Source organism: Sorangium sp. So ce394, from assembly GCF_051474665.1.
GTDB lineage: Bacteria > Myxococcota_A > Polyangia > Polyangiales > Polyangiaceae > Sorangium > Sorangium cellulosum_D.
Map to the genome: position 1 here is coordinate 11,948,072 of NZ_CP150339.1, position 24,982 is coordinate 11,973,053.

Annotated in this window: 20 protein-coding genes; 11 read left to right on the plus strand and 9 right to left on the minus strand. The window is 73.3% G+C overall.

What is annotated here, in order from left to right:
* The first annotated feature begins 91 nt into the window (after window positions 1–91).
* Window positions 92–1,246, plus strand: a complete 1,155-nt coding sequence (locus WMF33_RS44195) for a bifunctional methionine sulfoxide reductase B/A protein (protein WP_437339575.1) — start codon at window positions 92–94, stop codon at window positions 1,244–1,246.
* A 258-nt stretch (window positions 1,247–1,504) separates the two neighbouring features.
* On the opposite strand, the gene lpdA is transcribed toward WMF33_RS44195, so the two are convergent.
* The 6 genes from lpdA to WMF33_RS44225 all read right to left on the minus strand — a co-directional run bounded on the left by lpdA (window position 1,505) and on the right by WMF33_RS44225 (window position 7,196).
* Window positions 1,505–2,911 (minus strand): dihydrolipoyl dehydrogenase, encoded by a 1,407-nt coding sequence (gene lpdA / locus WMF33_RS44200; RefSeq protein ID WP_061624214.1) that lies wholly within the window; start codon window positions 2,909–2,911, stop codon window positions 1,505–1,507.
* A 163-nt stretch (window positions 2,912–3,074) separates the two neighbouring features.
* Window positions 3,075–4,265, minus strand: coding sequence for a thiamine pyrophosphate-dependent dehydrogenase E1 component subunit alpha (locus WMF33_RS44205; protein WP_437334209.1), 1,191 nt, complete (start codon window positions 4,263–4,265; stop codon window positions 3,075–3,077).
* A gap of 107 nt (window positions 4,266–4,372) precedes the next feature.
* Window positions 4,373–4,648, minus strand: a complete 276-nt coding sequence (locus WMF33_RS44210) for a hypothetical protein (protein WP_437334210.1) — start codon at window positions 4,646–4,648, stop codon at window positions 4,373–4,375.
* 108 nt (window positions 4,649–4,756) lie between these two features.
* Entirely contained in the window at window positions 4,757–5,371 is a 615-nt protein-coding gene (locus WMF33_RS44215; RefSeq protein ID WP_437334211.1) for a DUF4149 domain-containing protein, read from the minus strand.
* On the minus strand, window positions 5,368–6,414 hold the full coding sequence (locus tag WMF33_RS44220; RefSeq protein ID WP_437334212.1) for a HEAT repeat domain-containing protein: 1,047 nt from the start codon (window positions 6,412–6,414) through the stop codon (window positions 5,368–5,370). The genes WMF33_RS44215 and WMF33_RS44220 overlap by 4 nt, the downstream gene beginning before the upstream one ends.
* 53 nt (window positions 6,415–6,467) lie before the next feature.
* The gene (locus WMF33_RS44225; protein ID WP_437334213.1) at window positions 6,468–7,196 is read right to left on the minus strand and encodes a hypothetical protein; all 729 of its coding nucleotides are present in this window, start codon (window positions 7,194–7,196) and stop codon (window positions 6,468–6,470) included.
* Between the two features lie 160 nt (window positions 7,197–7,356).
* Between WMF33_RS44225 and WMF33_RS44230 the strand changes: the two genes are divergently transcribed.
* The 4 genes from WMF33_RS44230 to WMF33_RS44245 all read left to right on the plus strand — a co-directional run bounded on the left by WMF33_RS44230 (window position 7,357) and on the right by WMF33_RS44245 (window position 11,681).
* Window positions 7,357–7,662, plus strand: a complete 306-nt coding sequence (locus tag WMF33_RS44230; RefSeq protein WP_061621589.1) for a YfhL family 4Fe-4S dicluster ferredoxin — start codon at window positions 7,357–7,359, stop codon at window positions 7,660–7,662.
* Between the two features lie 93 nt (window positions 7,663–7,755).
* The gene (locus WMF33_RS44235) at window positions 7,756–8,535 is read left to right on the plus strand and encodes a hypothetical protein (protein ID WP_437334214.1); all 780 of its coding nucleotides are present in this window, start codon (window positions 7,756–7,758) and stop codon (window positions 8,533–8,535) included.
* A 97-nt stretch (window positions 8,536–8,632) separates the two neighbouring features.
* Window positions 8,633–9,604 carry a hypothetical protein gene (locus WMF33_RS44240; RefSeq protein WP_437334215.1) on the plus strand — a complete coding sequence of 324 codons (972 nt, stop codon included), beginning with the start codon at window positions 8,633–8,635 and terminating at the stop codon, window positions 9,602–9,604.
* Window positions 9,605–9,629: 25 nt separating this feature from the next.
* Window positions 9,630–11,681 (plus strand): protein kinase domain-containing protein, encoded by a 2,052-nt coding sequence (locus WMF33_RS44245; protein WP_437334216.1) that lies wholly within the window; start codon window positions 9,630–9,632, stop codon window positions 11,679–11,681.
* 21 nt (window positions 11,682–11,702) lie between these two features.
* Here WMF33_RS44245 and WMF33_RS44250 read toward each other — a convergent pair whose 3' ends face one another.
* Window positions 11,703–11,990 (minus strand): hypothetical protein, encoded by a 288-nt coding sequence (locus tag WMF33_RS44250; RefSeq protein WP_061622496.1) that lies wholly within the window; start codon window positions 11,988–11,990, stop codon window positions 11,703–11,705.
* A 205-nt stretch (window positions 11,991–12,195) separates the two neighbouring features.
* On the opposite strand from WMF33_RS44250, the gene hutU reads away from it, so the two are divergent.
* Window positions 12,196–13,869, plus strand: a complete 1,674-nt coding sequence (gene hutU / locus WMF33_RS44255) for a urocanate hydratase (protein ID WP_437334217.1) — start codon at window positions 12,196–12,198, stop codon at window positions 13,867–13,869.
* A 5-nt stretch (window positions 13,870–13,874) separates the two neighbouring features.
* Here hutU and WMF33_RS44260 read toward each other — a convergent pair whose 3' ends face one another.
* Window positions 13,875–14,660, minus strand: coding sequence for a deoxyribonuclease IV (locus WMF33_RS44260; RefSeq protein WP_437334218.1), 786 nt, complete (start codon window positions 14,658–14,660; stop codon window positions 13,875–13,877).
* Window positions 14,661–15,095: 435 nt separating this feature from the next.
* Here WMF33_RS44260 and WMF33_RS44265 point away from each other — a divergent pair, with 435 nt between their 5' ends.
* The 5 genes from WMF33_RS44265 to WMF33_RS44285 all read left to right on the plus strand — a co-directional run bounded on the left by WMF33_RS44265 (window position 15,096) and on the right by WMF33_RS44285 (window position 23,937).
* Complete coding sequence (locus WMF33_RS44265; RefSeq protein ID WP_437334219.1) at window positions 15,096–19,670, plus strand: AMP-binding protein; 4,575 nt, start codon at window positions 15,096–15,098, stop codon at window positions 19,668–19,670.
* On the plus strand, window positions 19,667–20,668 hold the full coding sequence (locus WMF33_RS44270) for an NAD-dependent epimerase/dehydratase family protein (RefSeq protein ID WP_437334220.1): 1,002 nt from the start codon (window positions 19,667–19,669) through the stop codon (window positions 20,666–20,668). Before WMF33_RS44265 ends, WMF33_RS44270 begins: the two co-directional genes overlap by 4 nt.
* A gap of 310 nt (window positions 20,669–20,978) precedes the next feature.
* Window positions 20,979–22,010, plus strand: a complete 1,032-nt coding sequence (locus tag WMF33_RS44275) for a sensor histidine kinase (RefSeq protein WP_437334221.1) — start codon at window positions 20,979–20,981, stop codon at window positions 22,008–22,010.
* Window positions 22,007–23,554, plus strand: coding sequence for an RAD55 family ATPase (locus WMF33_RS44280; protein WP_437334222.1), 1,548 nt, complete (start codon window positions 22,007–22,009; stop codon window positions 23,552–23,554). Before WMF33_RS44275 ends, WMF33_RS44280 begins: the two co-directional genes overlap by 4 nt.
* Entirely contained in the window at window positions 23,551–23,937 is a 387-nt protein-coding gene (locus tag WMF33_RS44285; protein WP_437334223.1) for a response regulator, read from the plus strand. Before WMF33_RS44280 ends, WMF33_RS44285 begins: the two co-directional genes overlap by 4 nt.
* Before the next feature lie 43 nt (window positions 23,938–23,980).
* On the opposite strand, the gene WMF33_RS44290 is transcribed toward WMF33_RS44285, so the two are convergent.
* Complete coding sequence (locus tag WMF33_RS44290; RefSeq protein ID WP_437334224.1) at window positions 23,981–24,874, minus strand: DUF2267 domain-containing protein; 894 nt, start codon at window positions 24,872–24,874, stop codon at window positions 23,981–23,983.
* Between the last annotated feature and the right edge of the window lie 108 nt (window positions 24,875–24,982).

The window sequence follows — 24,982 nt, forward strand, 5'->3', positions numbered from 1 at the left end:
GCCGCGCGGGGCCGCGGCCGCCGGGTGAAACCGCCGGCCTCGCGCGGCGTAGGAGGGGTGGATGCGCTACCCTCGACCGGCCAGGTGGACGATGAATTGGCTCCGCGCTGCTCGTCTCTTCTTCGCGCTCTTGCTCGTCGCGTCCGCCGCCCTGGTCGCGTGCTGGCGCGCGGGCGCTGCGGGGGAGGCGAGCAAGGCTGCCCCGGGGTCCAAGGAGGCTGTGACGATGTCGGATAGAACCTATCGCAAACCGTCGGAGGAGGCGCTGCGGAAGCAGCTCACGCCGCTCGCGTACGAGGTGACCCAGCGCGACGCGACCGAGCCGCCGTTCCGCAACGCCTTCTGGAACAACCACGAGGCGGGCCTCTACGTGGATGCCGTGACCGGCGAGCCGCTCTTTTCGTCGCGCGACAAGTTCGACTCGGGCACCGGCTGGCCGAGCTTCACGCGCCCGGTCGAGCCGAACCGGGTCGTGGAGCGCTCGGACCGGACCCACGGGATGGTCCGGACGGAGGTCCGCTCCAAGGCCGGCGACTCGCACCTCGGGCACGTCTTCGAGGACGGCCCTGCGCCGCGCGGGCTGCGGTACTGCATCAACTCTGCGTCTCTCCGGTTCATCCCGCTCGATCGCCTCGAGGCCGAGGGCTACGGCGCCTACCGGGCCCAGGTCGAGGGCCGGAGCCGCGCGCCGGCGGCGCAGGACGGCGCGAACGCCTGCGCCGTTCCGGCGTCGGGGGAGGCCCCGGGCTGCCAGACCACGCTGGAGACGGCCATCCTGGCGGGCGGCTGCTTCTGGGGGATGGAGGAGCTCCTCCGCAAGATCCCGGGCGTGCTTGAGACGGAGGTCGGTTACACCGGCGGCCGGACGAAGGACCCGACCTATCGCGACGTGAAGACCGGGGACACGGGGCACGCCGAGTCGGTGCGCATCGTCTTCGATCCGGCGAAGGTGTCGTATGCCGAGCTGCTCGAGAAATGGTTCTTCCGCATGCACGATCCGACGACGCGGAACCGCCAGGGCAACGATGTCGGCACGCAGTACCGCTCGGCCATCTTCGTGACGACGCCCGAGCAGCGCCGCGTCGCCGAGGAGGTGAAGGCGCGCGTGGACCGGAGCGGCAAGTGGCGCGCGCCGGTCGTGACCGAGATCGTGGAGGCCGGGCCGTTCACGCGCGCCGAGGAGTACCACCAGAAGTACCTGGTGAAGTACCCGGACGGGTACACGTGCCATTACATGCGCGACTGACGCGTCGACGACGAGCCGCCCCGGCGGCTCGCTCTCCTCTCCAGCGAATCGACGGCTTCAGGTCGAAGGCGGAGAGAATTTGAACCACAGAGGCACAGAGGGCACAGAGGGAGAGAAAGAGTTTTTATCTCTCTCTTCCTCTGTGCCCTCTATGGTTCGTTTCTTACGCTCGGGCCGAGCGTCGCTCCAAAGCGATCGACGCGACGGCCGCGCCCCCGCGGGGGCGCAGGCCGCCGCTGCTCCCGCGCGGCGAGGCGCTCAGCGGTTCGCGATGTGGATCGCCGCGCCCATGGCGTGGGCGGCGGCTTCCATCAGCGACTCGCCGAGGGTCGGGTGGGGGTGGATCGTGAGCGAGAGGTCCTCGAGGAAGGCCGCCATCTCGAGCGAGAGGGACGCCTCGCTGATCATCGTGCTCGCCTCCGGGCCGACGATGTGGACGCCGAGCACCTGCTTCGTCTTCTTGTCGGCGACGATCTTCACGAACCCCTCGGTCTCGTTCAGGGCCATGGCCTTGCCGAGCGCCGAGAACGGGAACTTGCCGACGCTGACCTCGAGGCCCTTCGCCTTCGCCTCCGCCTCGGTGAGCCCCACCGTCGCGATCTCCGGATCGGTGAAGATCGCGCCCGGGATCGCGACCCAGTCCTTCGCGGCCTTGTGCCCCGCGATGACCTCCGCGACGATCTCGCCCTCCTTCGTCGCCTTATGCGCGAGCAGGGGCGGGCCGCTGACGTCGCCGATCGCGTAGATCGACGGGACGTTGGTGCGGCACGCCTTGTCGGTCGGGATGAACCCGCGCTGATCGACCGTCACGCCGACCTTCTCGAGGCCGAGCCCCTTCGAGGTCGGCCGCATGCCGACCGCGACCAGCACCGTGTCGACGACGATCGTCTGCTCCTTGCCCTCGATCTGGATCTTCACCCCGACCGAGCCGTCCTTCTGCTTCTCGTAGCCGATCGCCTTGGCGTTCTTGTGGATCGTGCCGCCGCGCTTCAGGATCTTGCGCTCGACGATCTTGGTGCAGTCGGGGTCGACGCCCGTGAGCAGGTCGGGCAGCGCCTCGACCACGGTGAGCTGCGAGCCGAAGGCCTGGTAGACCATGCCGAGCTCGAGGCCGATGACGCCGCCGCCGATCACCATCAGCCGCTTCGGGATCTGGCGCAGGCTCACCGCCTCCTTCGCGCCGATGATCGACTGGCCGTCGAACTTGAACGACGGGATCTCGATGGTGGTCGAGCCGGTGGCGATGACGATCGCCTTCTTCGCCTCGATCTGCTCCACCGAGCCGTCCGGCAGGGTCACGTCCACGCGCTTCGGCCCGACGATCGTCGCGGTGCCGGTCATCAGGTCGGCGCCGTTGCCCTTGAGCAGCGACCGGACGCCGCCGGTGAGCTTCTTGACGATGCCTTCCTTCCAGTCCTGCATCGCGTTGGCGTCGAGCTCGACGCCGCTGACCTTGATCCCCATCGAGGCGCCGGCCTGCGACTTCTCGTAGAGGTGGGCGGCGGAGATCAGGGCCTTGGAGGGGATACACCCCCAGTTGAGGCAGACGCCGCCGGGCTGCTCCTTCTCGATGCAGAGCGTCGTCTGCTTGAGCTGAGCCAGCCGGATGGCGCAGGGGTAACCGCCCGGGCCGGCACCGATCACGATTGCGTCGTAGGTCTTCATCCTTGTCCTTGTTGTGCGCTTCGGAGACTGGGATTAGGGGCGCCGGGGTCCGTTAGACAAGCCCCTCGCCGACCAGCCCTGAGGCCGCGCCCGCAACCGCGAGCCGTGCCCGGGGTGTCCGGGGCTTACACGACCTCGCACCGAGGGGAAATCCCTCCCGTGGTCAGCGTCCGCCGCCGTGCGCGGGCGCTTTCGGGGAGCGCAGGAGCTCCGCGCGCTGGTCGCGCAGGTGCCAGGGCAGCTCGGCGTAGACGTCGTCGAACAGGGTCTCGCGGGCGGGCGGGTCCATCGCCTCGACCTCCGCGACGGCGGCGGCGATCTCGGCGTTGAGCTCCGCCTCGAGGGCGGCCTCCGCGGCGTCGTCGAGCAGGCCGCGGGCGGCGAGGTGGCGCCCGAGGCGCAGCAGGGGGTCGCGCGCCGTCCAGCGATCGACCTCCTCCTGCGACCGGTAGCGGCTCGGGTCGTCGCTCGAGGAGTGCGCGCCGACCCGGTAGGTGAGCGCCTCGATGAAGCTGGGGCCGCCGCCGGCCCGGGCCCGCGCGACCGCCTCGGAGACGGCGCGGTAGACCGCGATGACGTCGTTGCCGTCGACCCGCACCGACGGGACGCCGTAAGCGCGGCCCTTGATGGCGATCGTCCTGGAGGCCGTCTGCCGGTCGGTCGGCACGCTGATCGCCCAGTGGTTGTTCTGGCAGATCATCACGCAGGGCGCCTTGAAGACCCCGGCGAAGTTCATCGCGCTGTGGAAGTCGGGCTCGCTCGTCGCGCCGTCACCCAGGAAGCCCACCACCACCGTGCGGTCGCGCCGCAACCTCGCGGCCCACGCGGCGCCGACCGCCTGGGGGATCTGCGGGCCGATGCAGCTCGACCAGGACACCTGGTTCACCTGCCGGCCGCTCATGTGCGACGGCATCTGGCGCCCCTTGAGGAGGTCGCCCGAGTTGCCGAACACCTGGGCCACGTAAGTGCGGAGCGGGAAGCCGCGCACCAGCATCATCACGCTCTCGCGCAGCGCGGGGAAGATCCAGTCCGTGGGCTCGAGCGCGAGCGCGGCGGCGATCGGCGTCGCCTCCTGGCCGGTGCACGCGCCGTAGAAGCCGACCCGCCCCTGCCGCTGGAGCAGGAGCATGCGCGCGTCCAGCAGCCGGAGGCGCTTGATCTCGCGGTACGCGCGCAGGAGCAGCGCGTCGGCCAGGCCGGGGTCGGTCGCGGGATCGAGCGTTCCGTCGTCGCGGAGGACGCTGAGCAAGCCCTCGTCGTCCGCCTCCCCCGCGCGGGGCGGCGGCGCGTGAGGTAGAGGGGCGCCTTCGGCCCTGATCGAGGCGCCGGGCGGCGTGGCTTCCAGCTCGCTCATGGCCGGACCATACCGCGAAATGGCGGCGATCGCGGCCCCTTCGGCGCGCTGGCGCGGGACCGCCCGGCCCGGTCGCCCGCCGGCGCGAACCGGCCCACGCGCCGCGCTCAGCCGAGGAGGACGCGGAACATCCGCTTGCTGTCGGAGAGGTAGTAATAGGCGGCGCGGTCCGCGTCGCCCATGAGATCGAGGATGGCGCGCTCCATCTGGTCCGGGCTCAGCGTGTTGGACACCTCCCAGGTGCCCGGCGTGACCTCGTCGCCCTGCCACGGTCCGGCGCAGAGCGCGACGAGGCGCGCGCGGTTCTCCTCGTCGGCGATCGAGAACGTGAGGATGTAGTCGTGGTTGACGAAGCCGCTATACAGCTTGTTGTCCCGCGGCATCTGGTCTCTCCCTGTCCTGGCCGCGCCGCGCGGCGGCGCCTCGCGCGCCGGTGATCGGATCGGCGCCCCCGCGCCGGCGCCCGCGCGGGTGACGTGCGCCCCGCGCCCTCACCGCGGGCCGGGCGGCAGCGGCGCGGCGGCGTCCTCGTCGTCCTCGTCCTCCTCGGGGCGGCGCGCGCCGAGCGTGAAGACGTGCAGCGCGACGAGGCTCGCGCCGAGGAACACCTCCGACCGGCTCACGAGCTCGGCGCGGCGATGGGCGCGCTCGAGCTCCATGCCGCGCTCCCCCTCGCCGCGCCGCGCGCCCTCGCGGTGGAGCGCCGCGATGCGGGGCGTGAGCGCGAGGCCGACGTACGCGGCGCACCCGGCCATCGCCATGGCGACGACCCGGCGCACGCGGGCCGCGCGGCTCGCGCCCCGGCGCCCCGCCGCCCAGGTGCGCGCCACCTCCGCGCCGAGGAGGATCACGGCGGCGCCGAGCGCGAGCTGATCGAAGCGGGCGAAGGCCGCGCTCATCGCGTCGCCGGAGAAGGGGGCCGGGGTGAGCCGAAAGACGAACGGCGCGGCGCAGGCGCCCAGCGTCACGACGCCGCCGGCCCAGGCGCCCGCCGCGAGCGCGGCCACGCTCGCGGCCACGCGATCGATCAGGAAGCGGCGCGACGCGGCGCGCTCTTCGGGGCTCGGGGCGAGGTCGGCCTCGCTGAACTGGGCGTCATCGTTCATGCATCCACCTCGGAACCGTCGGAACCGTCGGAACCGATGGCGGCGAGCGCCTCCTCGACGGCCCCCTGATCGGCCTTCCGGTCGTCGCCGCGCATCGCCTCGATCGCCGGCCGGGCGGCCGCGAGGCGCGCGCGGCCGGCGGCAGCGACGGCGAGCGTGCGCCGGTGGCGGTCCCACGCGCCGAGCTCGCTCAGGATCTCGCGGACCGCGCGCTCGTGGCGCATCCGCGCGAGCGCGACGCGCGCGTGCCAGCGCAGCGGATCGCGGCCGAGGCCGAGCCGGCGCCCGAAGGCGCGCCGCTCGAGCGCGCTCCGCGAGGCGGCGAGGCCGAGCTCGCCGCAGAGCTCGATCGCCGCGGCCTCGTCCTCGTGGTCGACGTCGCGGAGCTTGCCTTCCACGACCTCGACGAGCACCGCGTGGCCCGCCGGATCGCCGAAGCGCGCGGTGACGACCGCCGCCGTGGCCCGGACGAGCGGCGACGCGTGGCCGAGCAGCGCGCGCGCCCGCGCCATGCACGGCGGGGGGAGCTCGCCGTTCAGCTCGCCCAGCTCCTCGAACATCCGCAGGGCGATGTGGCAGACGAGCGGGTCGCCGTCGTGGGTGGCCTGCATGACGGCCTCGAGCGCGTCGGCCGGCTGGGCGCAGACGCGGGGGAAGGCGATGACCGCCTGGAAGCGGACCTCGGGCCGCTCGTCCGAGAGCGCGCGTCGGAGCCGGCCCGTGGCGCGCACGTCGCCGATCTCGCCGAGCGCCGTGATCGCCATCTGCCGGACGTTGGGGTCCTCGTCCTCGACGGCGAGGAGCAGCGCGGGCAGCGCCTCGACGGCCTTCGTGTCGGCGAGGGCGATCGCCGCCGCCGCGCGCACGGCCGCGTGCGCGTCGGAGCGCAACGCGCCCTCGATCGCGCGCAGGACCCGCTCCCGCGCCGTCGCGGCATACGGGACGAGATCGGTCACCGCCTCCACGCGCACGGCGGGCTTCTGCGAGGCGACGTCGCGCAGCGCAGCCTCGAGCGTCCTCTTCGCGGGTGCCGGTCCGAACACGCGGCCAACGCTAGCACGGTCGCCGCGCGACGCCGGATCGCACCGCGCGGCGCTCAGCCGCCGCCCGCGCCGCCGGCGCCGCCCGAGCCGCCAGCGCCGCCGCCCTCGCCGTTCGAGCCGCCGGCGCCGCCCTCGCCGTCCGAGCCGCCGGCGCCGCCCTCGCCGTCCGAGCCGCCGGCGCCGCCCTCGCCCTCCGAGCCGCCGGCGCCGCCCTCGCCTCCCGCGCCCGGCGTGTACGGCGTCCACGCGGGCTGCTCGGGCGCGGCCCCGCAGACCCCGGGCCCGCTGTCGACGTCGCCCGAGGTCTCGCCGGGCGCGCTCGGGGGAGAGGACGGATCCGGCAGGCACGCCTTCGAGCCCTCCGGCTCGGCGTCGATGATCGCGGCGCTGCGCTCGCCCGGCGGGATCGCCGCGGCGCTCCGGATGTCGCGCAGCGCGACGCACGAGTAGCCGCTGCGGCAGTCGTCGTCGTCGTCGCAGGTGGCCATGCAGAACGTCCGCTCGAAGCGCGGCCAGCGGACGTTCTCGAGCTCGCTGCACGCCTGATCCAGCACCGGGTTGAACGCGACGCAGACGCTGCTGCCCTGGCAGCTGTCCGGCCCGCAGTTGAAGACCGTGCAGTAGCCGCCGGGCTGCGTGCCGTCGCAGAAGAGCTCCTGCTCTTGCTGGGCGCAATCGAGCGACGTGATGCACGCGTCGCCGATCTGCGGGCCGCATGCGGCGAGCAGCGAGGAGGCGCCGAGTGCGGCGAGCAGGAGGGCGGGCCCGGTGAGGCGGAGCATCGAGGAGGGCCGCTTAGTACCGGCAGGGGCGCCGGCGCGCAAGCATACGCCAGCGCCGCCGCGCGGAACCTGCGCTCCCTTCCGCCCGAATTGACACCTTGCCCTCAGGCCTCTAGAAACGACCGGACCGGGGTTGACCCCGGAGAATGAAGCGAAGGCCATGGCGACTTACATCACCGAAGACTGCATCAACTGCGGCGCCTGCGAGCCGGAATGCCCGAACGAAGCCATCAGCGAGGGCGATGAGATCTACGTGATCGATCCGGAGCTCTGCACGGAGTGCGTCGGCTTCTACGACCACGAGGCGTGCCAGGCGGTGTGCCCGGTCGAGTGCTGCCTGCCGAACCCGCAGATCGTCGAGACCGAGGAGACGCTCATCGCGCGCGCCATCAAGCTGCACCCCGACGATGCCGATCTGCAGAAGCGTGCCGCCGCGAACGACTACCCCTCGCGCTTCCGCAAGTAGAGCGTCATCCCGGGCACCGTCGCGTCGCCTCTCGGCCGCGCTCCCCATGTCTCCGCCGGCACCGTCGGTTCAACACAGCGCCCGGGTCACACCGTGATCCGGCGCTGGGCCGCAGCGATCCTCGCGGGGGCCTGCGCGGGCTGCCATGGCAGCGGGCCGCTGCTCCATCCGGCCCACGTCCTTCACCCGGGCAAGGTGAGCGTCGGCGCCGGCCTGTCGGGCGACATGGTCGTCGCCGGCGCGACGGCCGCCCCGCCGGGCGCCGCCGGCGACGCGGCAGCGGCCGAGGGCGCCGCGCAGCGGAAGCTCTCCGAGATCGCCGTGTCGCCGGGCGTCGCGCCGTGGGCCAGCGCCCGCGTCGGGATCGAGGGCGGGAACGAGGCAGGGCTGACGTACTCGGGGCGCGCCCTCCGGCTCGACGGGCGCCACGCGTTCCCGCTCGGCGACGCGGCCCTGTCGATCGGCCTCGGCGCCTCGGCGCTCTTCGCCGGCGCTCCGGGCCCGACCGCGGCGGGGGGCGACGTCGTCGACGTCTACGGCGCCGGGGTCGACGTCCCGATCCTGCTCGGCTTCCGGTCGGACGCCGATCTCTACGCGCTCTGGTTCGGTCCGCGGCTCGGGCTCGAGCTCCTCGGCGGCGAGGTGCGGTTGCCGCCCGCCGGGTCGGCCTCCCGCGGGCCCCTCGTCGACGCGTCGGGCCAGCACCTCCGGCTCGGGTTCGTGCTGGGCGTGCGCGCCGGGTTCCGCCACGTACATGTCGCCCTGGAGGCGACAGCGACGTACCACCACGCCACGGGCGAGATCGGCGGCGCCCCGGTCGCCATCGACCAGGGCACGATCGCCCCGGGCGGCGGCCTCACGGTCACGTTCTGACCGGACCGTAAAGCTGTAATAATGCGGATTCTTGCGCGGTTTCCGTGGCCAGCGCAGGCGCTTGCCCGGCCGGAGGACCCGCCTTAGACTCGGATCTATGCGTCCCTACGGCGCCCTCTCCACCTCATGCCTCCTCGCCGGTGCGGCTCTCATCGGCTGTTCGGCGCCTGTCGCGGGCGACGCGACCGACGTCAGCGGGGTGGTCACCCAGGGGGTCGTTCGCGTCGAGCGCGCGATCAACCTGAGCCGGGACGCCGCCCCCATCGAGCTCGACGACGCGGCGCCCGAGGGCGCGGCCGACGAGGGCGCCGGCTCGGTCACCAACGTCCTCGCGAAGTTCATGCGCCTCTCCTCCGCGATGGATCCCGAGCTCGCCGAGGGCGCGGTCGGCCAGCCGTTCGTCCTCCCGTCCGCCGGCAGCTGCATGGTCCTCTCGCCCGCCGCCGAGGACGATGCGGCGAGCAGCTTCAGCTCGCTCAGCCCGATCGAGCTGCTCGACGCGGGCGACGTCACGATGCGGACCGACAGCACCGAAATGCCGCTCGCCGCCCGCGCATTCCCGGACGTGGGCGCCCTGGTCTTCGGCGTCTTCTACACGTCGCGCGACGCCACGAGCGATCTGCCGGCGCCGGCGCGCTACGTCTTCGAGAGCTCCGGCTCGGGGCAGCTCGATCGGTTCGCCTTCGAGGCCGACGCCCCCGCCGGCCCCGAGGAGGTGCGGGTGGGCGACGCCGACCTGGCCGACGGGGTCGAGCTCGGCGCCGGGGTCGGCGCGGTGGTGCAGTGGCGCGCGGACGAGGGCGGCGACGCCGGCCGGGCGCGCGACGTCATCTACGTCGATGTGACCTCGGCGCACGGCGCGACCGTGCGGTGCGCCTTCAAGGACACGGGCAGGGGCGTGATCCCGGGCTCCTTGCTGGATCCCTCGACGCTCGGCCCCCTGCCCGCGAGCGCGACGCTCGCCGTGCACCGCACGCGGCAGGTGCCGTTCAGCGCCGCGGGGATCGACGCCGGCGAGGTGCGCTTCGACCTCTCCGTGTACGGCCGCGCGCGCCTCGCCGCGCACTGACGACGGGCTCGCGACCAGCGCCGGGGTGACGTACGAGGACCTGCGACGGCGCGCGGCCGAGCTCGCCGCGATCGGGCAGCGCGAGCGCGGCGCGGCGCTCCTCGTGGCGGCCGGCGATCACGCGGGCGCGTCGGAGCTGCTCGAGCGGGTCTGCGACTTCGCCGGCGCGGCCAGGGAAGCGCTCGCCGCCGAGGACCCGGCCCGCGCGGCGCTGATGGCCGCGCTCGGCGGCGACGACGCGCTGGCGCGCCAGGCGCTCGACGCGCTCGTCGCCGCCGCGCCCCGGGACGCCGCGCTGCGCGTCGCCGCCGACCTCGCGGCGCGCGGGTTCGCCCGCCACGCCGGCGCGCTGTTCGCTGCGCTCGGCGCCCACGCCGCGGCCGCGGAGGCGTTCACCGCGGCCCAGGACGCGCGCCGCGCCGCCGAGAGCTTCGAGCTCGCCGGCCGCCCCGCCGACGGCGCGCGCGTGCTCGAGGCCTCGCTCCGCCGCCGCCCGGGCGACGCGGCGGCGTGGCTCGCCCTCGGCGAGCTCCTCGCGCGCCACGGCCGCACCGAGGCGGCGGTGCGGGCGCTGCAGCACCTGCCGCCCTCCTCCGCGGAGCGCGCCCGCGCGCTGCCGCTGCTCTGCCGCTGCCTGAGCGCGCTCGGGCTCGAGGACGCCGCGCGGACCGTGCGCGACGAGCTCGCGCAGCTCGACCCGCGCGGCGAGGAGGCGCTCTCGTCGCCCGTCCCCGCGGCGGAGCCCGCCGCGCCGGACCCGGCGCCAGGCGGGCCGCTCCTCTTCGGGCGCTACGAGACCCTGCGCGAGGTCACGGCCACCCCCCACGCGCGCGTGGTGGAGGCGCGCGACCGGATCACGGCGGAGCGCGTCGCCGTGAAGATCTTCGCGGGCGCGGCGTTCGGCGCGGGCCGCGACGCGCTCCTCCGGTTCGAGCGCGAGGCGCGCGCGCTCGCCCAGCTCCGGCACCCGAACGTCGTCGCGCTCCGCGCCTATCACCCGGAGGGGCCCGCGATGGTGCTCGCCTGGATGGCCGGCGGCTCCCTGATCGAGCGGCTCCGCGGGGAGCCGGTCGCGCCCGCGCGCGCCGTCGAGGTCGCGTGCGCGCTCCTGTCCGCGCTCGGCGAGGCGCACCGGCTCGGCATCCTCCACCGCGACGTGAAGCCGAGCAACGTGCTCTTCGACGAGATCGGGACGGCGCACCTCGCGGACTTCGGCGCGGCGCACCTCGGCGATCTCTCGACCACCGCCACGGCCGGCGCGATCGGGACGTTCGCGTACATGTCGCCGGAGCAGCGCATGGGCCGGCCGGCGACGCTGGCGAGCGACCTGTACGGCGTCGGCGCGGTGCTCGCCGAGCTGCTCACCGGAGAGCCGCCCGCCCCCGCCGTGGGCGGGCAGCTCGATCCTGCGCCGAGCACGATGCACCCGGAGCTCACGGCGGCCCACGACGCGGTCGTGGCAGCGCTGCTCGCCGAGGACCCGGCCGCGCGGCCGGGCGACGCGTTCGAGGCGCGGCGCGCGATCACGGCGCTCCCCTGGCCGGAGAGCCCGCGGCCGCGGCGCGCGCGCGCGAGCGCCCGGCCCAGGTCGAGCGAGGCGCCGCCGTCGACGGCGGCGCGGCTCGGGGCGACGCTGGAGGTCGGCGACGGCCGCGACACGGAGGGGCGATGGCGCGACGTCTGGCTCGATCGCGACGTGCTCGTGCTGCAGCTCGACGACGCGACCCTCGCCCGGGCCCGGGCGTTCGCGCGCGCCGGCCACGCGGCGCTGCCGTGCGTCCTGCGGGTCGACCTCGCCGCCGGCGAGGTGTGGGTGGCGCCGCCCCAGGGCCGCGCGCTCGCCGACGAGGGGCGCGCCCTGACCAGGGGCCAGCGGGCGCGCCTCGGCGAGGCGATCGCGGCGCTCCACGCGGCGGGGGGCGCGCACGGGCGCATCGACGACCAGCACCTCTACGTGCACGACGGCGAGGTCGTGCTGGCCTACCCGCGCGAGGCCGAAGGCAGCGTGGAGGAGCTCGCGGCGCGGGATCTCGCGGCGCTCCAGGAGCTCGACAGGAACGCGCTGGACGAGCTCTAGCTGGACGAGCTCTAGCGGGCGCTAGAAGGGGTCGCAGGGGGCGTCGTCGGTGCGCTTGGTGATGTCGTAGCAGCAGTAGTCGCCGTCGTACTCGGGCTCGCTGTCGACCGACTTGACCTCGCCGCCGCAGGAGGAGCCGCCGAAGTACTCGAGCGCCTCTTCCTGGGAGGGGCACGCCCCCTCGTACTTGGTCCACTCGAAGCACCCGACCTTGTCGCACCCCGTGGTCGCGAGGGAGACCGCCAGGGCTGCGAGCGGTAGGGCCCGAACCGGGCAACGCGCGAGGGCCGAACGGATCGTCGAGATCATGGATTCTCCCGGGGTCGGGCGCTGCTGCGCCGCGGGCGAGCATACTCTGGTTCGGACGAAGCCGGCTGTCCTGGAGCTGCGCCGGGCGCGCCGAGCAGCCTTACGTCACGCGCCGGCGCGGCGCGCTCCGTGGCGCGCGGCGATGCGCGCCACGGAGCGCGCCGCGCCGCCTGGTCGGCCTCCGCCCGCTGGGGTACACGACAGCATGGCGACCGGAGAGCAGGGGGCCCGGGTGGTGCGCGCGCCGCGCGGGAGCGAGCGGAGCTGCAAGGGGTGGATCCAGGAGGCGGCGCTCCGGATGATCCACAACAACCTGGATCCGGAGGTCGCGGAGCGCCCCGACGACCTCGTGGTCTACGGCGGCACCGGGAAGGCCGCGCGATCGTGGGAGGCGTTCGACGTGATCGTCCGCGAGCTCCGGGAGCTCGAGGACGACGAGACGCTCCTCGTGCAGTCGGGCAAGGCGGTGGGCCGCTTCCGCACGCACCCGGACGCGCCCCGCGTGCTCCTCGCGAACTCGAACCTCGTGGGCCGGTGGGCGACGTGGGACGAGTTCCGGCGCCTCGAGGCGCTGGGCCTGACCATGTACGGACAGATGACCGCGGGCTCCTGGATCTACATCGGCTCGCAGGGCATCGTGCAGGGCACGTACGAGACGTTCGTCGCCGCGCGCAAGGCGCACGCGGCGCGCGCGCCGGGCGGCGGCCGCTGGGTGCTCACCGCGGGGCTCGGCGGCATGGGCGGCGCGCAGCCGCTCGCCGCGACCATGGCCGGCATGGCCTGCCTCGGCGTCGAGATCGACCCGGCGCGCATCGAGAAGCGGCTCCGCACCCGCTACGTCGACGAGCGCATCGACGACCTCGACCGCGCCCTCGACGCCGTCCTCGACGGCGTCCGGCGCGGGGCGCCGCGCTCGATCGCCCTCTGCGGCAACGCCGCCGACGTCTACCCGGAGCTCGTCCGCCGCGGCGTCACGCCGGACCTCGTCACCGAGCAGACCGCGGCGCACGATCCGCTCGTCGGCTACGTCCCGCCGGGGCTCACGCTGGAGCAGGCGGCGGAGCTGCGCGCCCGCGACCCCGCGGCGTACGTCGCGCGCGCGAAGGCGGGGATGCGGCTCGAGGTCGAGGCGATGCTCGAGATGCAGCGGCGCGGGGCCGAGGTCTTCGACTACGGCAACAACATCCGCACCTGCGCGATGGAGGCGGGCTGCCAGGGCGCGTTCGCGATCCCCGGCTTCGTGCCCGCGTACGTGCGCGAGCTGTTCTGCCAGGGCAAGGGCCCGTTCCGCTGGGTGGCGCTCTCGGGCGATCCCGAGGACATCCTCGCCACCGACCGCGCGGTGCTCGAGGCGGTCCCGGGCGACCCGGATCTCCGGAGGTGGATCGAGCTCGCGGAGCAGAGGATCGCGTTCCAGGGGCTCCCGTCGCGCATCTGCTGGCTCGGCTACGGCGACCGCGCGAAGGTGGGGCTCGCCTTCAACGAGCTCGTGCGCACCGGCCGGGTGAAGGCGCCGCTCGTGATCGGGCGCGACCACCTCGACTGCGGGTCGGTCGCGTCCCCGTTCCGCGAGACGGAGGCGATGAAGGACGGCTCGGACGCGATCGCCGACTGGGCGATCCTTAACGCGCTCGCGAACACGGCCGGCGGCGCGTCGTGGGTCAGCTTCCACCACGGCGGCGGCGTCGGGATCGGCAACTCGCTGCACGCCGGGATGGTGATCGTCGCCGACGGCACCGAGGCCGCGCGGCGGCGGCTCGAGCGGGTGCTCACCATCGACCCGGGGATGGGGATCATCCGGCACGCGGACGCGGGGTACGAGACGGCGATCCGCGTGGCGGACGAGAAGGGCGTCCGGGTGCCGCACCGGGCGAGGTGACGGCGTCAGCCTCGAGGGGCGCGCGGCTTGCGCTTCGTCGGCGGTCGGGCATCGGCGGGGGGCGGCGCCGCTGCCGGCTCGGGCGCGCCCCGGAGGGCGCGCAGCCGCGCGATCTCCTCCGCGTAGCCGCGCCGCTCCTTGGAGAGCGGCGGCAGCTCGACCACCGCCGGCACGCGCGCGAGCCGCGCGTCGTTCGCGAGGCGCCAGAACGGCGCGAGCCCCATCTCCCCGTCGCCGATGCGCTCGTGCCGATCGACCCGCTGGCCGAGCGCCGCCTTCGAGTCGTTCACGTGCATGCACCGCAGCCGATCCATGCCGAGCAGCCGGTCGAAATCGCCGAAGAACCGCGCGTAGCCGGCCTCGCTCCGGAGATCGTGCCCCGCCGCGAACGCGTGCTGCGTGTCGATGCAGACCCCGAGCCGCGCCCCCTCGGGCCCGGCGCGCTCGATCATCGCGGCGATGTGATCGAGGCGATCGCCGAGCGTCGACCCCTGCCCGGCCATGTTCTCGATGCACAGCTGCGCGCGGAGCCCCTGCCCCCGCGAGAGCACGATCGCGAGGCTCTCGCCGATGCGATCGAGGCCGGCCTCCTCGCCGAGCCCGCGGTGCGCGCCCGGGTGGAACACGACGAAGTCGATCCCGAGCGCGTCGCAGCGCGCGAGCTCCTGGAACAGCGCCTCCCGCGAGCGCTCGAGGATCGAGGCGTCGTCGGCGCACAGGTTGATGAGGTAGCTCGCGTGGGCGAGCGTCGCGCCCGCGCCCGCGCCCGCCCACGCCGCGCGCGCGGCCACGCCGCGCGCGCGGCCCGGAACGCGGCGATCTGCTCCGCGCCGAGCGCAGGCTCCCGCCACTGGCCCGAGACCTTGGTGAAGATCTGCAGCACCTCGCAGCGATCCTCACCCGCCAGCGCGATCGCGCGGTGGAGGCCGCCGGCCACGGACTCGTGCGCCCCGAAGATCATCGGCCGCACTGCTTGGGTCGCGCCCCGCGCGCCGGCAAGCCATTCCTCCGAGCGCGACGGATCTGCCACGCCGCCGCGACGCGCGCGCGACCGCGACCCCAGGAACACGCCGTCCGATCCTCCGCGAGGACCCCGATTCCGCGCGCAAACCCGCGAGCAAACCCCATGCCGGGAGGGCGCGAACCTCCGTTCGCGGCACCTCACCCTTGACGCGTTCCGGCCCAGGCGCGAATTGAGCGGCCTTCCTGGAGTCTCGATGAGCCATATGGGTGTTACGAACGGGGCCGGCGCCCGCGGGGTGGAGCCGGGGTCGCCGGGTGCGGCCAAGGGCGAGGAAACCGCGGCGGCCCCGCCGCTGGTGCCGTCTCAGGTGCTCTCGGGCAAGCGGCTCGTGGTGGTCGGAGGCACCGGGTTCCTCGGCAAGGTCTGGCTGGCCATGCTGCTCGCCAGGTTCCCGGAGATCGACCACATCTACCTGCTCGTCCGCGCCAAGGACAGCCAGTCGCCCGAGGAGCGCTTCTGGTCGCAGATCGCGACCTCGCCCGTGTTCGACCCGATCCGCGAGCAGCACCCGGGGCCCGCCTTCGAGGAGTACCTGCGGCGGAAGATCACCCCCATGAACGGCAACGTCGGCCAGCCGATGCTCGGGCTCAGCGACCGCGTGGGGGAGCTCACCGGCAAGGTCGCCGCCGTCGTGAACGTCGCCGGGGTCGTCGACTTCAACCCCCCGCTCGACGAGGCGCTCGAGGTCAACGCGTTCGGCATCAGCAACCTGGTCGAGCTCGCACGGGCCCTCGGGGCCAAGGTGATGCACACAAGCACCTGCTTCGTCGCGGGGTACCGCTCCGGGCTCATCGAGGAGAACCACCCGGCCGAGATCCCCTTCCCCCGCGCCGCGGGCGAGACGTGGTTCGGCGCCGCCTGCCCGAAGCGCACCCTCGATCGATCGCACTGGGACCCGCAGCGCGAGATCAGCGAGTGCCTCGACCTCGTGAAGCAGGCGCGCCAGCGGTGCGAGGACGCCTTCCGGCAGAGCGCCTTCCTCGACGAGGCCAAGGCCAACCTGGCCGCACGCGGCGAGCCGAGCCGCGGCAGCGCGCTCGAGAACGAGCTCGCCAGGGTGAAGCGCAAGTTCATCAAGGACCGGCTCGTCGAGGCCGGCAAGGAGCGCGCGCTCTTCTGGGGGTGGACCAACATCTACACCTACACGAAGAGCATCGGCGAGCAGGTCCTCGCGAGCTCCGGGCTGCCCTTCACCATCGTGCGCCCCGCCGTCGTCGAGACCGCCGTCGAGTTCCCGTTCTGCGGCTGGAACGAGGGGATCAACACCTCGGCGCCCTACCTCTACCTCGCGTCGAAGGGGCAAGTGCAGTTCCCGGGCGACCACGACGTGCGGCTCGACCTCATCCCGGTCGACATGACCGCGAGCGGCATGATCGCCTCGCTCTGCGAGCTCATCGAGGGCCGCGCGCCCGCCGTGTACCAGTACGGGTCGACCGACACGAACGGCTGCCGCGTGACGCGCTACCTGGAGCTCGCCGGGCTCTACAAGCGACGTCAGGTCTTCGAGGGGAAGAAGACCGCGCTCTTCGACATCGTGTCGTCCCGGTTCGAGCCGCGCGGCCTCACGCGGCAGCAGTACGGCGCGCACGGCGCGCGCGCCATCGAGGGCGCGCTCCGCGGCCTCGGCGGGCTGCTCAAGTCGGCGAGCGTCGGCCCCGCCGCGGCCCTGCTCAAGCCGGCGGCCGCCGCGCTGGAGAGCGCCGCCAAGGCCGAGCAGAGGACGGCCACCCTCCTCGAGGTCTTCATGCCGTTCGTCGCGGAGGCCGACTGGGTCTACTCGTGCGCCAACACGCGCGCCGCGATGGCCCGCATGCCGCCCGAGGAGCGGGCGCGCTTCACCTGGGCGCCCGAGGCGATCGACTGGCGCGACTACATCTGGAACGTCCACCTCCCCGGCCTGGAGAAGTGGGCCTTCCCGCTCATGGAGGACATGCTCCGCCGGGAGATCAAGCCGCTCCGGCCCTACGACAGCCTCGTCGACCTGCTCGACGAGGTCGCCGAGCGCTTCGATCACGCGCTCTCCCTCCAGCGGATCGAGCAGGACGGGCTCTCGCGCACGAGCTACCGCGAGCTCCGCGACGCCGCCTGCCAGACGGCCGCGCGCCTCGCCGCCCTCGGCGTCCGCCGCGGCGATCGCGTGGCGCTCTCCGGCGAGAACCAGCCGTCGTGGCCCATCGCCTACTTCGGCATCCTCCGCGCGGGCGCCGTCGCTGTGCCGATCGACCCCGCGCTCGACGCGGAGGCGTTCGCGGGCATCGTCCGCTCGTCGACGGCGAAGGTCGTGCTCTGGGACGGCGGCGTCGAGGAGAAGATCGGCGCCGCGGTGCGCGCGGCGCTGCCGAACCTGTACGCCTTCGACCTCTGCGGCTTCGCCGAGGGCCGCGTGGCCGGCCTGGGCCCGGCGTCCGGCGAGGGGCTCGCGCCCCCGGACGTGCGCGTGGGCAGCGAGGACGTCGCGAGCGTCGTCTACACGAGCGGCACGACCGGGGAGCCGAAGGCCGTGCTGCTCACGCACGGCAACTTCACCGCGCTGCTCGCCGCCCTCGCCCCGCTGTTCCCGCTCAAGGCGAGCGATCGCGTGCTCAGCGTGCTGCCGCTCCACCAGACCTTCGAGGTCACCTGCGGCCTGCTCCTGCCGCTGTCGCAGGGCGCGCGGATCATCTACCTCGACGAGGTCTCGGCCGACCGGGTGACCGACGGGCTGAAGCGGGCCCGCGTCACGGCGATGGTCGGCGTGCCGGCGCTCTGGCAGATGCTGGAACGCCAGATCGTCGCCCGCGTGAAGGAGCAAGGGCCCGCCGCGGCCGCCGCCTTCAGCTGGGCGATGGAGCTGAACCGCATGCTCGGCAAGCGCTTCGGGCTGAACGTGGGGCGGCTCTTCTTCGGGAGCGTCCACGAGGCGCTCGGCGGCAACGTCCGCTTCCTCATCTCCGGCGGCGCCGCGCTCCCCAAGGACACCGCCGCCGTGTTCAAGGGGCTCGGCCTGCCGCTCGCCGAGGGCTACGGCCTGACCGAGGCGGCGCCGCTCCTGACCGTCGCCAAGCCGTCGCCGACGGTGAGCCCCGGGAACGTGGGCAAGCCGATCCCCGGCGTGCAGATCAAGATCGCGAACCCGGACGCGAGCGGCGTCGGCGAGGTGCTCGCGCGCGGCCCCAACGTCATGAAGGGCTACGCCGACGGCGCCGGCGCGACCGAGGCCGCGCTCGACGCGGACGGGTGGCTCCACACGGGCGATCTCGGCAGGCTCGACAAGCAGGGGCGGCTCGTCCTCGTCGGCCGGCAGAGCGAGGTGATCACCGCGGCGAAGGGCGAGAACGTGTACCCGGCCGACGTCGAGCGCCAGCTCGGCAAGGTCGCGCACGTGAAGGAGCTCGCGATCGTCGGGATCGACAACGGCCGCGGCGGCGAGCAGGTCGCCTGCCTCGCCGTCCCCGCGGCGCCGAGCGCGAAGGGCGAGGGCGGCGACGAGGCGCTCGCGCGGGCGGCGCAGCACGAGCGCGCGCTCGACGCGCTCCGCACGGCGATCCAGGCGCTGCCCAAGCCGTGCCACCCCATGGCCGTGCACCTCCACGACGCCGACCTGCCGCGCACCGCGTCCGGCCAGGTGAAGCGCGCCGAGGTGAAGGCGATCGTCGAGCGGCTCGCCGCCTCGGCCGCCGAGGCGGGCGCGGGGGCGCTCGCACAGGACGCCAGCGCCGCGGCCGCCGAGCCGGCGTCGCACAAGCCGGGCGAGGAGCCGATCCACATCCCCCGCCCGGTGGCCGACTTCGCGAAGCACTGGATGAACAAGGTCCAGTCCGGCTTCTACGGGAACGTCATGCGCCCGAAGGTCTACGGGCGCGCGTTCATCCCGCACAACCGCAACACCATCGTCGTCTCGAACCACGCGAGCCACCTCGACATGGGGCTCGTGAAGTTCGCGCTGGGCAGCTACGGCGACGGCATCGTCTCGCTCGCCGCCCAGGACTACTTCTTCGAGGGCAACCGCTGGCGGCGCGCCTACTTCGAGAACCTCACGAACCTGGCGCCCTTCGACCGCAAGGGCGGCCTGCGCACGGCGCTGCGCCAGACCGGCGAGATCCTCGACCGCGGGCGGACCGTGCTGCTCTTCCCCGAGGGCACGCGCAGCCCCGACGGCAGCATCCTGGAGTTCAAGCCGGCGATCGGGCACCTCGCGCTCACGCACAACGTCGACATCCTGCCCCTCTACCTGGGCGGGACCTTCGAGGCGCTCCCCAAGGGGCGCAGCGTCCCGATCCGCCGCGATCTGGTCGCGCGCATCGGGCCGCCGCTCGAGATCGCCGACCTCCGCCGGCTCACCGCCGGGATGAAGTACGCGCTGGCCTGCCGCAAGGTCGCGGAGCTCACGCAGCTCGCCGTGATCAAGCTCAAGGAGGGCGGCGCCCTCGACCTGCGCCGGGTCGAGAGCATCGATCAGGCCGCCACCACGAAGGAGCACCCGCTCACGGTCCTGTTCCGCGAGCTCGAGTCGAAGTACGTGGCCGGGCGGGTCACCCAGCCGATCACCTACTACGTCACGCTCGGGGCGGAGGAGGAGGCGAAGTGGACGCTGCGGATCGATCCGGCCAGCTGCGAGGCGCGGATCGGCAAGCCGAGCCAGCAGGCGGACTGCGTCCTCAAGACGACGCCGGAGATCTTCACCAAGATCGTCCGGGAGGCCTACACGCCGAGCCCGATGGAGTTCATGACGGGCCTCGTGAAATCGAACGACATCTCCCTCCTCCAGACCTTCCAGAAGGTTTTCGATCTCGCATGAGCCGCTACCTCGTCACCGGCGCGACCGGTTTTCTGGGCTCGCACCTCGTCTCGGCGCTGCGCGGGGCGGGCCACGACGTCGTGGCGCTCTGCCGGGCGGAGGCGCCCGCGCTCGCCGAGCAAGGCGTCGCGCTCCGCCGCGGGGACGTCCTCGACGCGGCGTCGGTCCGCGCCGCCGCCGAGGGCTGCGAGGGCCTCTTCCACTGCGCCGGGCGCGTGTCGCGGCGCCGCGAGGACGCCGAGGCGCTCTACCGGACGCACGTCGAGGGGACCAAGATCACCCTCGACGCCTGCCGCGGCGCGGGGGTGAAGCGCGCGGTGATCGCGAGCACGAGCGGCGTCGTGGCGGTGAGCCGGGATCCGGACGACATCCGCGACGAGACGGCGGAGCCGCCGATGGACATCATCGCCGGCTGGCCCTACTACCGCTCGAAGCTGTACGCCGAGCGCGCGGCCTTCGATCGCAACGGGCCAGGCTTCGAGGTCGTCGCCGTCAACCCGAGCATCCTGCTCGGCCCGGGCGACGTCCACGGCGCGTCGACGGGGGACGTCGTGAGCTTCCTCGAGCGCCGGCTCCCCTTCATCCCCGCGGGCGGCCTCTCCTTCGTCGACGCCCGCGACGCGGCGCAGGGGATGGTGCTGGCGATGGAGAAGGGCCGCCCGGGCGAGCGCTACCTGCTCGGCGCCGCCAACATGAGCCTCGACGTCTTCTTCCACCGCCTCTCGCGGGTCTCGGGCGTCCCGGCCCCGGCCCTGCGGCTGCCGCGGAGCATCGCGCTCGCCAAGGCGGGCGCGCACCTCATCGAGCGGGCGCGGAAGCGGCTGCCGTTCGACCTGCCGGTCGACCCGGTGTCGGCCGAGATGGGCCAGCACTTCTGGTACCTCGACGCGACGAAGGCCCGGCGAGAGCTCGGCTGGACGCCCCGCGACCCGCTCGAGACGCTGGCGGACACCGTCGCCGATCTGCGCGCGCGCGGCGTCGTCTGGCCGCAGCCGTAGGCCACGCCGCGCGCCGAGGTGCGCTGGACCAGCAAGAGCAGCACTTCCATTGAAGCGTCGATGGTGGTCCGTCACCACCCCCGCACGCGCCAAGTTGCCCCGCGCAATGGCGTTACGCCACAGCCGCCCTCCGGCGCCGGCGCGAGCGCCGCTCTTCGCCGGAGCTCCCGCCGGATGACCGGCTCGGTCCGCCGTTTGCACGATGAGCCTGCTCGAGACCCCGCAGACAGCGAGGAGCGCGAGCTTGGTGAGACCGCATCTATCCACCGAACCCAACGCCGCAGACGCGATTCAGGCAGGCCTCGTATTGATGACGGTCGGACGGGGTGGCCGGGTCATCTTCGCCAACCCGTCGGCGCGCGAGATCTCGTTTGCCTACGAGGACCTGGACGGGCACACCCCGCAGATCACCGACGCCGAGGGGAGGCCGCTCGGGCCCGACGAGCGGCCGCGGTCCCGCGCCCTCCGGGGCGAGTCGTTCGGCCCCGTGCTGACGCACTGGAAGACCGCCGAGGGCGACTTCGCGCTCCTCGTCCGGTGCGACGCCGTCGACCACGGGGACAAGCTCGCCGCGCTCACCTTCATCGACGTGACCGCGTTCCAGCGCTGGACGGAGGACACGCGCGCCGCGCTCGCCGCCCGTGACGAGTTCCTGTCCATCGCGGCGCACGAGCTCCGGTCGCCCCTCAACGCCCTGCTCCTCACCCTTCATCGCATCAAGCTGCGCGTCCCGCCGGACGGGTCGTTCCCGGAGCTCGACAGGCTCGTCGACATGTCGGAGCGCCAGATCGATCGCCTGACCAGCCTGGTCCAGAACCTCCTCGACGTGACCCGGATCCGCGCCCGCCGGCTCGAGCTCGATTTCGAGCCGAAGGATCTGCTCCAGATCGTGCGTGACGCCGCGGAGGCGATCACCGAGCACGCTCGGGCGGCCGGGACGCCGGTCCAGATCGTGGCCAGCGAGCCCATCTTCGGGCTCTGGGACGGCGCGCGCATCGAGCAGGTCGTGCAGAACCTGCTCACGAACGCGCTGAAGTACGGCGGCGGCGGCCCGATCGAGGTCTCCCTCGCGCGCGAGGGCACGACAGCCAAGCTCACGGTGCGCGACCACGGGCCGGGCGTCGCCGCAGAGGACCACGACCGGGTCTTCGAGCCCTTTCAGCGGATCGCCTCCACCTACAAATCGCAGAGCCTCGGGCTCGGTCTCTACATCGTGCGCGAGATCGTGCAGGCGCACGGCGGCAGCATCGTCATCGAACCCCCTGACGGCGGGGGCGCCGCGTTCGTCGTTCGCCTGCCGGTCGCGCAACCGACGTCGGAGACCTCAGCGGAACCGTCATGACGCGAGAACGTGAACACCCGAGAGACGCACAGGCACCCTCGACCGAGGACAGGGAGAGCGACAGCCCGAGCGCGGACATCCCACGGCTGGAGACCGGCATTCCGCGGCTCGATTACATCCTGAAGGGCGGCTTCCTCCGCAACGGCACCTACGCCCTGATGGGGCCGCCCGGGAGCGGAAAGACGATCTTCGGCAACCAGCTCTGCTTCGAGCACATCCGGAGGAGCCCGAGCGCGCGGTGCGTCTACGTGACGCTCCTCGTCGAGTCGCACAGCAAGATGATCCGCCACCTGCGCGGCATGAGGTTCTTCGATACGGGGATGATCCCCGATCGCATCTACTACATCAGCGGCTACCCGGCGCTCCGCGATCAGGGCCTGCCGGCGCTGCTGGAGCTCTTGCGCCGCACCCTGCGCGAGCGCCGCGGCACAGACGTGCTCGTGATCGACGGGCTCGAGAGCGTCGAGCAGCGCGCGCCGACCGCGCTTTCGTTCCGCGAGTTCGTGCACGAGATCCAGGGGCTCTCGGCCCTGAACGACTGCACGACCTTCCTCCTCTCGAGCACGCGCGATCCGTCGCACGCCGAGAACGCGCTCGTGGACGGCGTCATCGAGCTCACCGATAAGCTGATCGGGCCGCGGGCCGTCCGGGAGCTCACGGTGCACAAGTTCCGCGGGAGCGACTACCTGCGCGGCAAGCACGAGGTCGAGATCGACACGTCCGGGATGGTCATCCACCCGCGCACCGAGATCCAGTTCGACAGCCCGCGGGCGAGCGCGTCCGAGGAGCGCTGCCGGATGGGCTTCGGGATCGAGAGCTTCGACGCGATGCTCGAGGGCGGCTTGCCCTCGGGCTCGACGACCGCCCTCCTCGGGGCGCCCGGCACCGGCAAGACGCTCCTCGGTCTCTCGTTCCTGGCCGAGGGGGCGAGGCGGGGCGAGCACGGGATCTACTTCGGCTTCTACGAGCCTCCGCCGCGGCTCCGCGACAAGGCCCGGAAGGTGGGGATCGATCTCGACACCCACGTCGAGAAGGGGGCGATCCAGCTCATCTGGCAGCCGCCGCTGGAGCACATGATGGACTCGCTGGCGGAGCAGCTGCTCGAGCTCCTGCGCCAGGACCCGACGCCGCGGAGGCGGCTGTTCATCGACGGCATCGAGGGCTTCCGGGCCGCGTCGGTCTACCCGGACCGGATGCCGCGGTTCCTGTCGGCGTTCACCAACCAGCTCAGGATGCTCGACGTGACGACCGTGGTGACCGAGGAGCTCGACCTGTTCACGCCCCTCATCAGGATGCCGAACCCCGAGCTCGGGAACGTGGTCGAGACCGTCGTCCTGCTCCGCTACGTCGAGCTCCGGTCGCAGATCCACCGGCTCATCTCGGTCATGAAGATGCGAGAGAGCCTCTACGACAGGTCGATCCGCGAGTTCGTCATCTCCGAGCGCGGCATCGAGGTGGCGAGCTCGTTCGCGTCGGCGGAGCAGATCCTCTCGGGGCAGGCGCGGCTCCTCGCCGGAGCGCACCAGAGAGAGGAGGCGCCATGACGACGGTGCTGGTGGTGGACGACGAGGTCGACCTCCTCGCGTGCATCGAGGGGCTGCTCGAGGACGAGGGGTACTCGGTCGTGACGTGCCCCGACGGCAAGCAGGCGCTCGATTACCTGCGAGGGTCGCGTCCGGATCTCGCCCTCGTCGACCTGATGATGCCGATCATGAGCGGCTTCGACCTGGTGCAGGCCGTCTCCGCGGAGCAGCGGCTCGACGGCATGCCGATCGTCATCATGAGCGCGGTGGAGCAGCGCCACGAGCTGCTCCAGAAGCTCGGCGACCGGGCGCAGGCCGTCCTCAAGAAGCCGTTCACGGCCGACAAGCTCCTCGGCATGGTCCGCAAGCTGCTCGCGGCGCCCGCGCCCGCGCCGGCCCCCTGAGGCGCCGCCCCGGCGGCTCAGACTGAGGCGCCGCCCCGGCGGCTCAGACCGCCCGGCGCAGGGGGGTCGGCGGGAACAGGTCCTTCATGTCGAGCGGGAGCTGGCCGCGGAACCCCTCGATCTCGCCGGCGGAGACGCTGTCCGCGACCGCCTCGCAGATCGCCTGCAGCACGAAGCCGGCCGCCTCGCGGTCCATGCGCAGCTCGCGGGCGACGTCGTCCTCGATGGTCGCCGTCGTGATGCGCTTGTCGGGCCCGTCGAGGAACGGATCGAGCGACGGGTGGAGCTTGGAGGGGAGCTGCGCGATGAGGTGCCGCGCCTCCTGGGGCGTCACCCTGCGGCAGAGGTTGCCGAGGACGATCTGCAGCGCGAGCTCGGCGCGGTCGCGCTGCTGGAGGCCGCTGTGGCGCTCGACCGCGTGCAGCAGCCGGCCATAGGCGCTGTCCGCGCGCGCCTTGCGCCGGGTGAGGGCGCGCACGGGGCCGCGCGAGCGCTGCTCGGGGCGCGCGATCCCCTCCGGGTGCAGCGCGCCCCCCGGCTTGAACCGGGCGGCCACCTCGAGCTGCGCGCGCACGACGGAGCCGGCGGCCTCGGCGTCGATGGCGCCGTCGGCGAGCAGGTCGTCCAGGGTCACGACGCCGACGGGCCGACCTTGCTCGGTCAGCGGCACGCGCCGACACGCATGATCGCGCATGATGCGCACGGCGTCGTCGATCGACGCGTCGATCTCGAGCGTCGCGATCTCGTCCGACATGACGTCGCGCAGCGCGGTGCTGCGCGCGTCGAGATCGCCTGCCACGATCTCGAGCGCGATGTCGCGGTCGGTGACGATGCCCGCGAGGCCCTGGCCATCGTGGACCAGGACCGCGCCGACGTGGTTGTCGACCATCGCCCTCACCGCGTCGTAAGCGGTCGAGCGCGGGCTCAGAACGATCATTCGCGGGCGTCGGTATTGTTCTAGCGGCATGGCGAGATCCCTCCCCTGGGTAGCGCTGGCGCGTGGGCGCGTTGAACGGCGGCTAGCCAGAACGGTACCAAGGGCCGC

What these genes read in the sequence shown, in the direction of transcription:
- WMF33_RS44195 (WP_437339575.1), top strand. Translation starts at nt 92, where the DNA reads ATGAATTGGCTCCGCGCTGCTCGTCTCTTCTTCGCGCTCTTGCTCGTC.
- lpdA (WP_061624214.1), bottom strand. Translation starts at nt 2,911, where the DNA reads ATGAAGACCTACGACGCAATCGTGATCGGTGCCGGCCCGGGCGGTTAC.
- WMF33_RS44205 (WP_437334209.1), bottom strand. Translation starts at nt 4,265, where the DNA reads ATGAGCGAGCTGGAAGCCACGCCGCCCGGCGCCTCGATCAGGGCCGAA.
- WMF33_RS44210 (WP_437334210.1), bottom strand. Translation starts at nt 4,648, where the DNA reads ATGCCGCGGGACAACAAGCTGTATAGCGGCTTCGTCAACCACGACTAC.
- WMF33_RS44215 (WP_437334211.1), bottom strand. Translation starts at nt 5,371, where the DNA reads ATGAACGATGACGCCCAGTTCAGCGAGGCCGACCTCGCCCCGAGCCCC.
- WMF33_RS44225 (WP_437334213.1), bottom strand. Translation starts at nt 7,196, where the DNA reads ATGCTCCGCCTCACCGGGCCCGCCCTCCTGCTCGCCGCACTCGGCGCC.
- WMF33_RS44230 (WP_061621589.1), top strand. Translation starts at nt 7,357, where the DNA reads ATGGCGACTTACATCACCGAAGACTGCATCAACTGCGGCGCCTGCGAG.
- WMF33_RS44240 (WP_437334215.1), top strand. Translation starts at nt 8,633, where the DNA reads ATGCGTCCCTACGGCGCCCTCTCCACCTCATGCCTCCTCGCCGGTGCG.
- WMF33_RS44250 (WP_061622496.1), bottom strand. Translation starts at nt 11,990, where the DNA reads ATGATCTCGACGATCCGTTCGGCCCTCGCGCGTTGCCCGGTTCGGGCC.
- hutU (WP_437334217.1), top strand. Translation starts at nt 12,196, where the DNA reads ATGGCGACCGGAGAGCAGGGGGCCCGGGTGGTGCGCGCGCCGCGCGGG.
- WMF33_RS44265 (WP_437334219.1), top strand. Translation starts at nt 15,096, where the DNA reads ATGGGTGTTACGAACGGGGCCGGCGCCCGCGGGGTGGAGCCGGGGTCG.
- WMF33_RS44270 (WP_437334220.1), top strand. Translation starts at nt 19,667, where the DNA reads ATGAGCCGCTACCTCGTCACCGGCGCGACCGGTTTTCTGGGCTCGCAC.
- WMF33_RS44275 (WP_437334221.1), top strand. Translation starts at nt 20,979, where the DNA reads ATGACGGTCGGACGGGGTGGCCGGGTCATCTTCGCCAACCCGTCGGCG.
- WMF33_RS44280 (WP_437334222.1), top strand. Translation starts at nt 22,007, where the DNA reads ATGACGCGAGAACGTGAACACCCGAGAGACGCACAGGCACCCTCGACC.
- WMF33_RS44285 (WP_437334223.1), top strand. Translation starts at nt 23,551, where the DNA reads ATGACGACGGTGCTGGTGGTGGACGACGAGGTCGACCTCCTCGCGTGC.
- WMF33_RS44290 (WP_437334224.1), bottom strand. Translation starts at nt 24,874, where the DNA reads ATGATCGTTCTGAGCCCGCGCTCGACCGCTTACGACGCGGTGAGGGCG.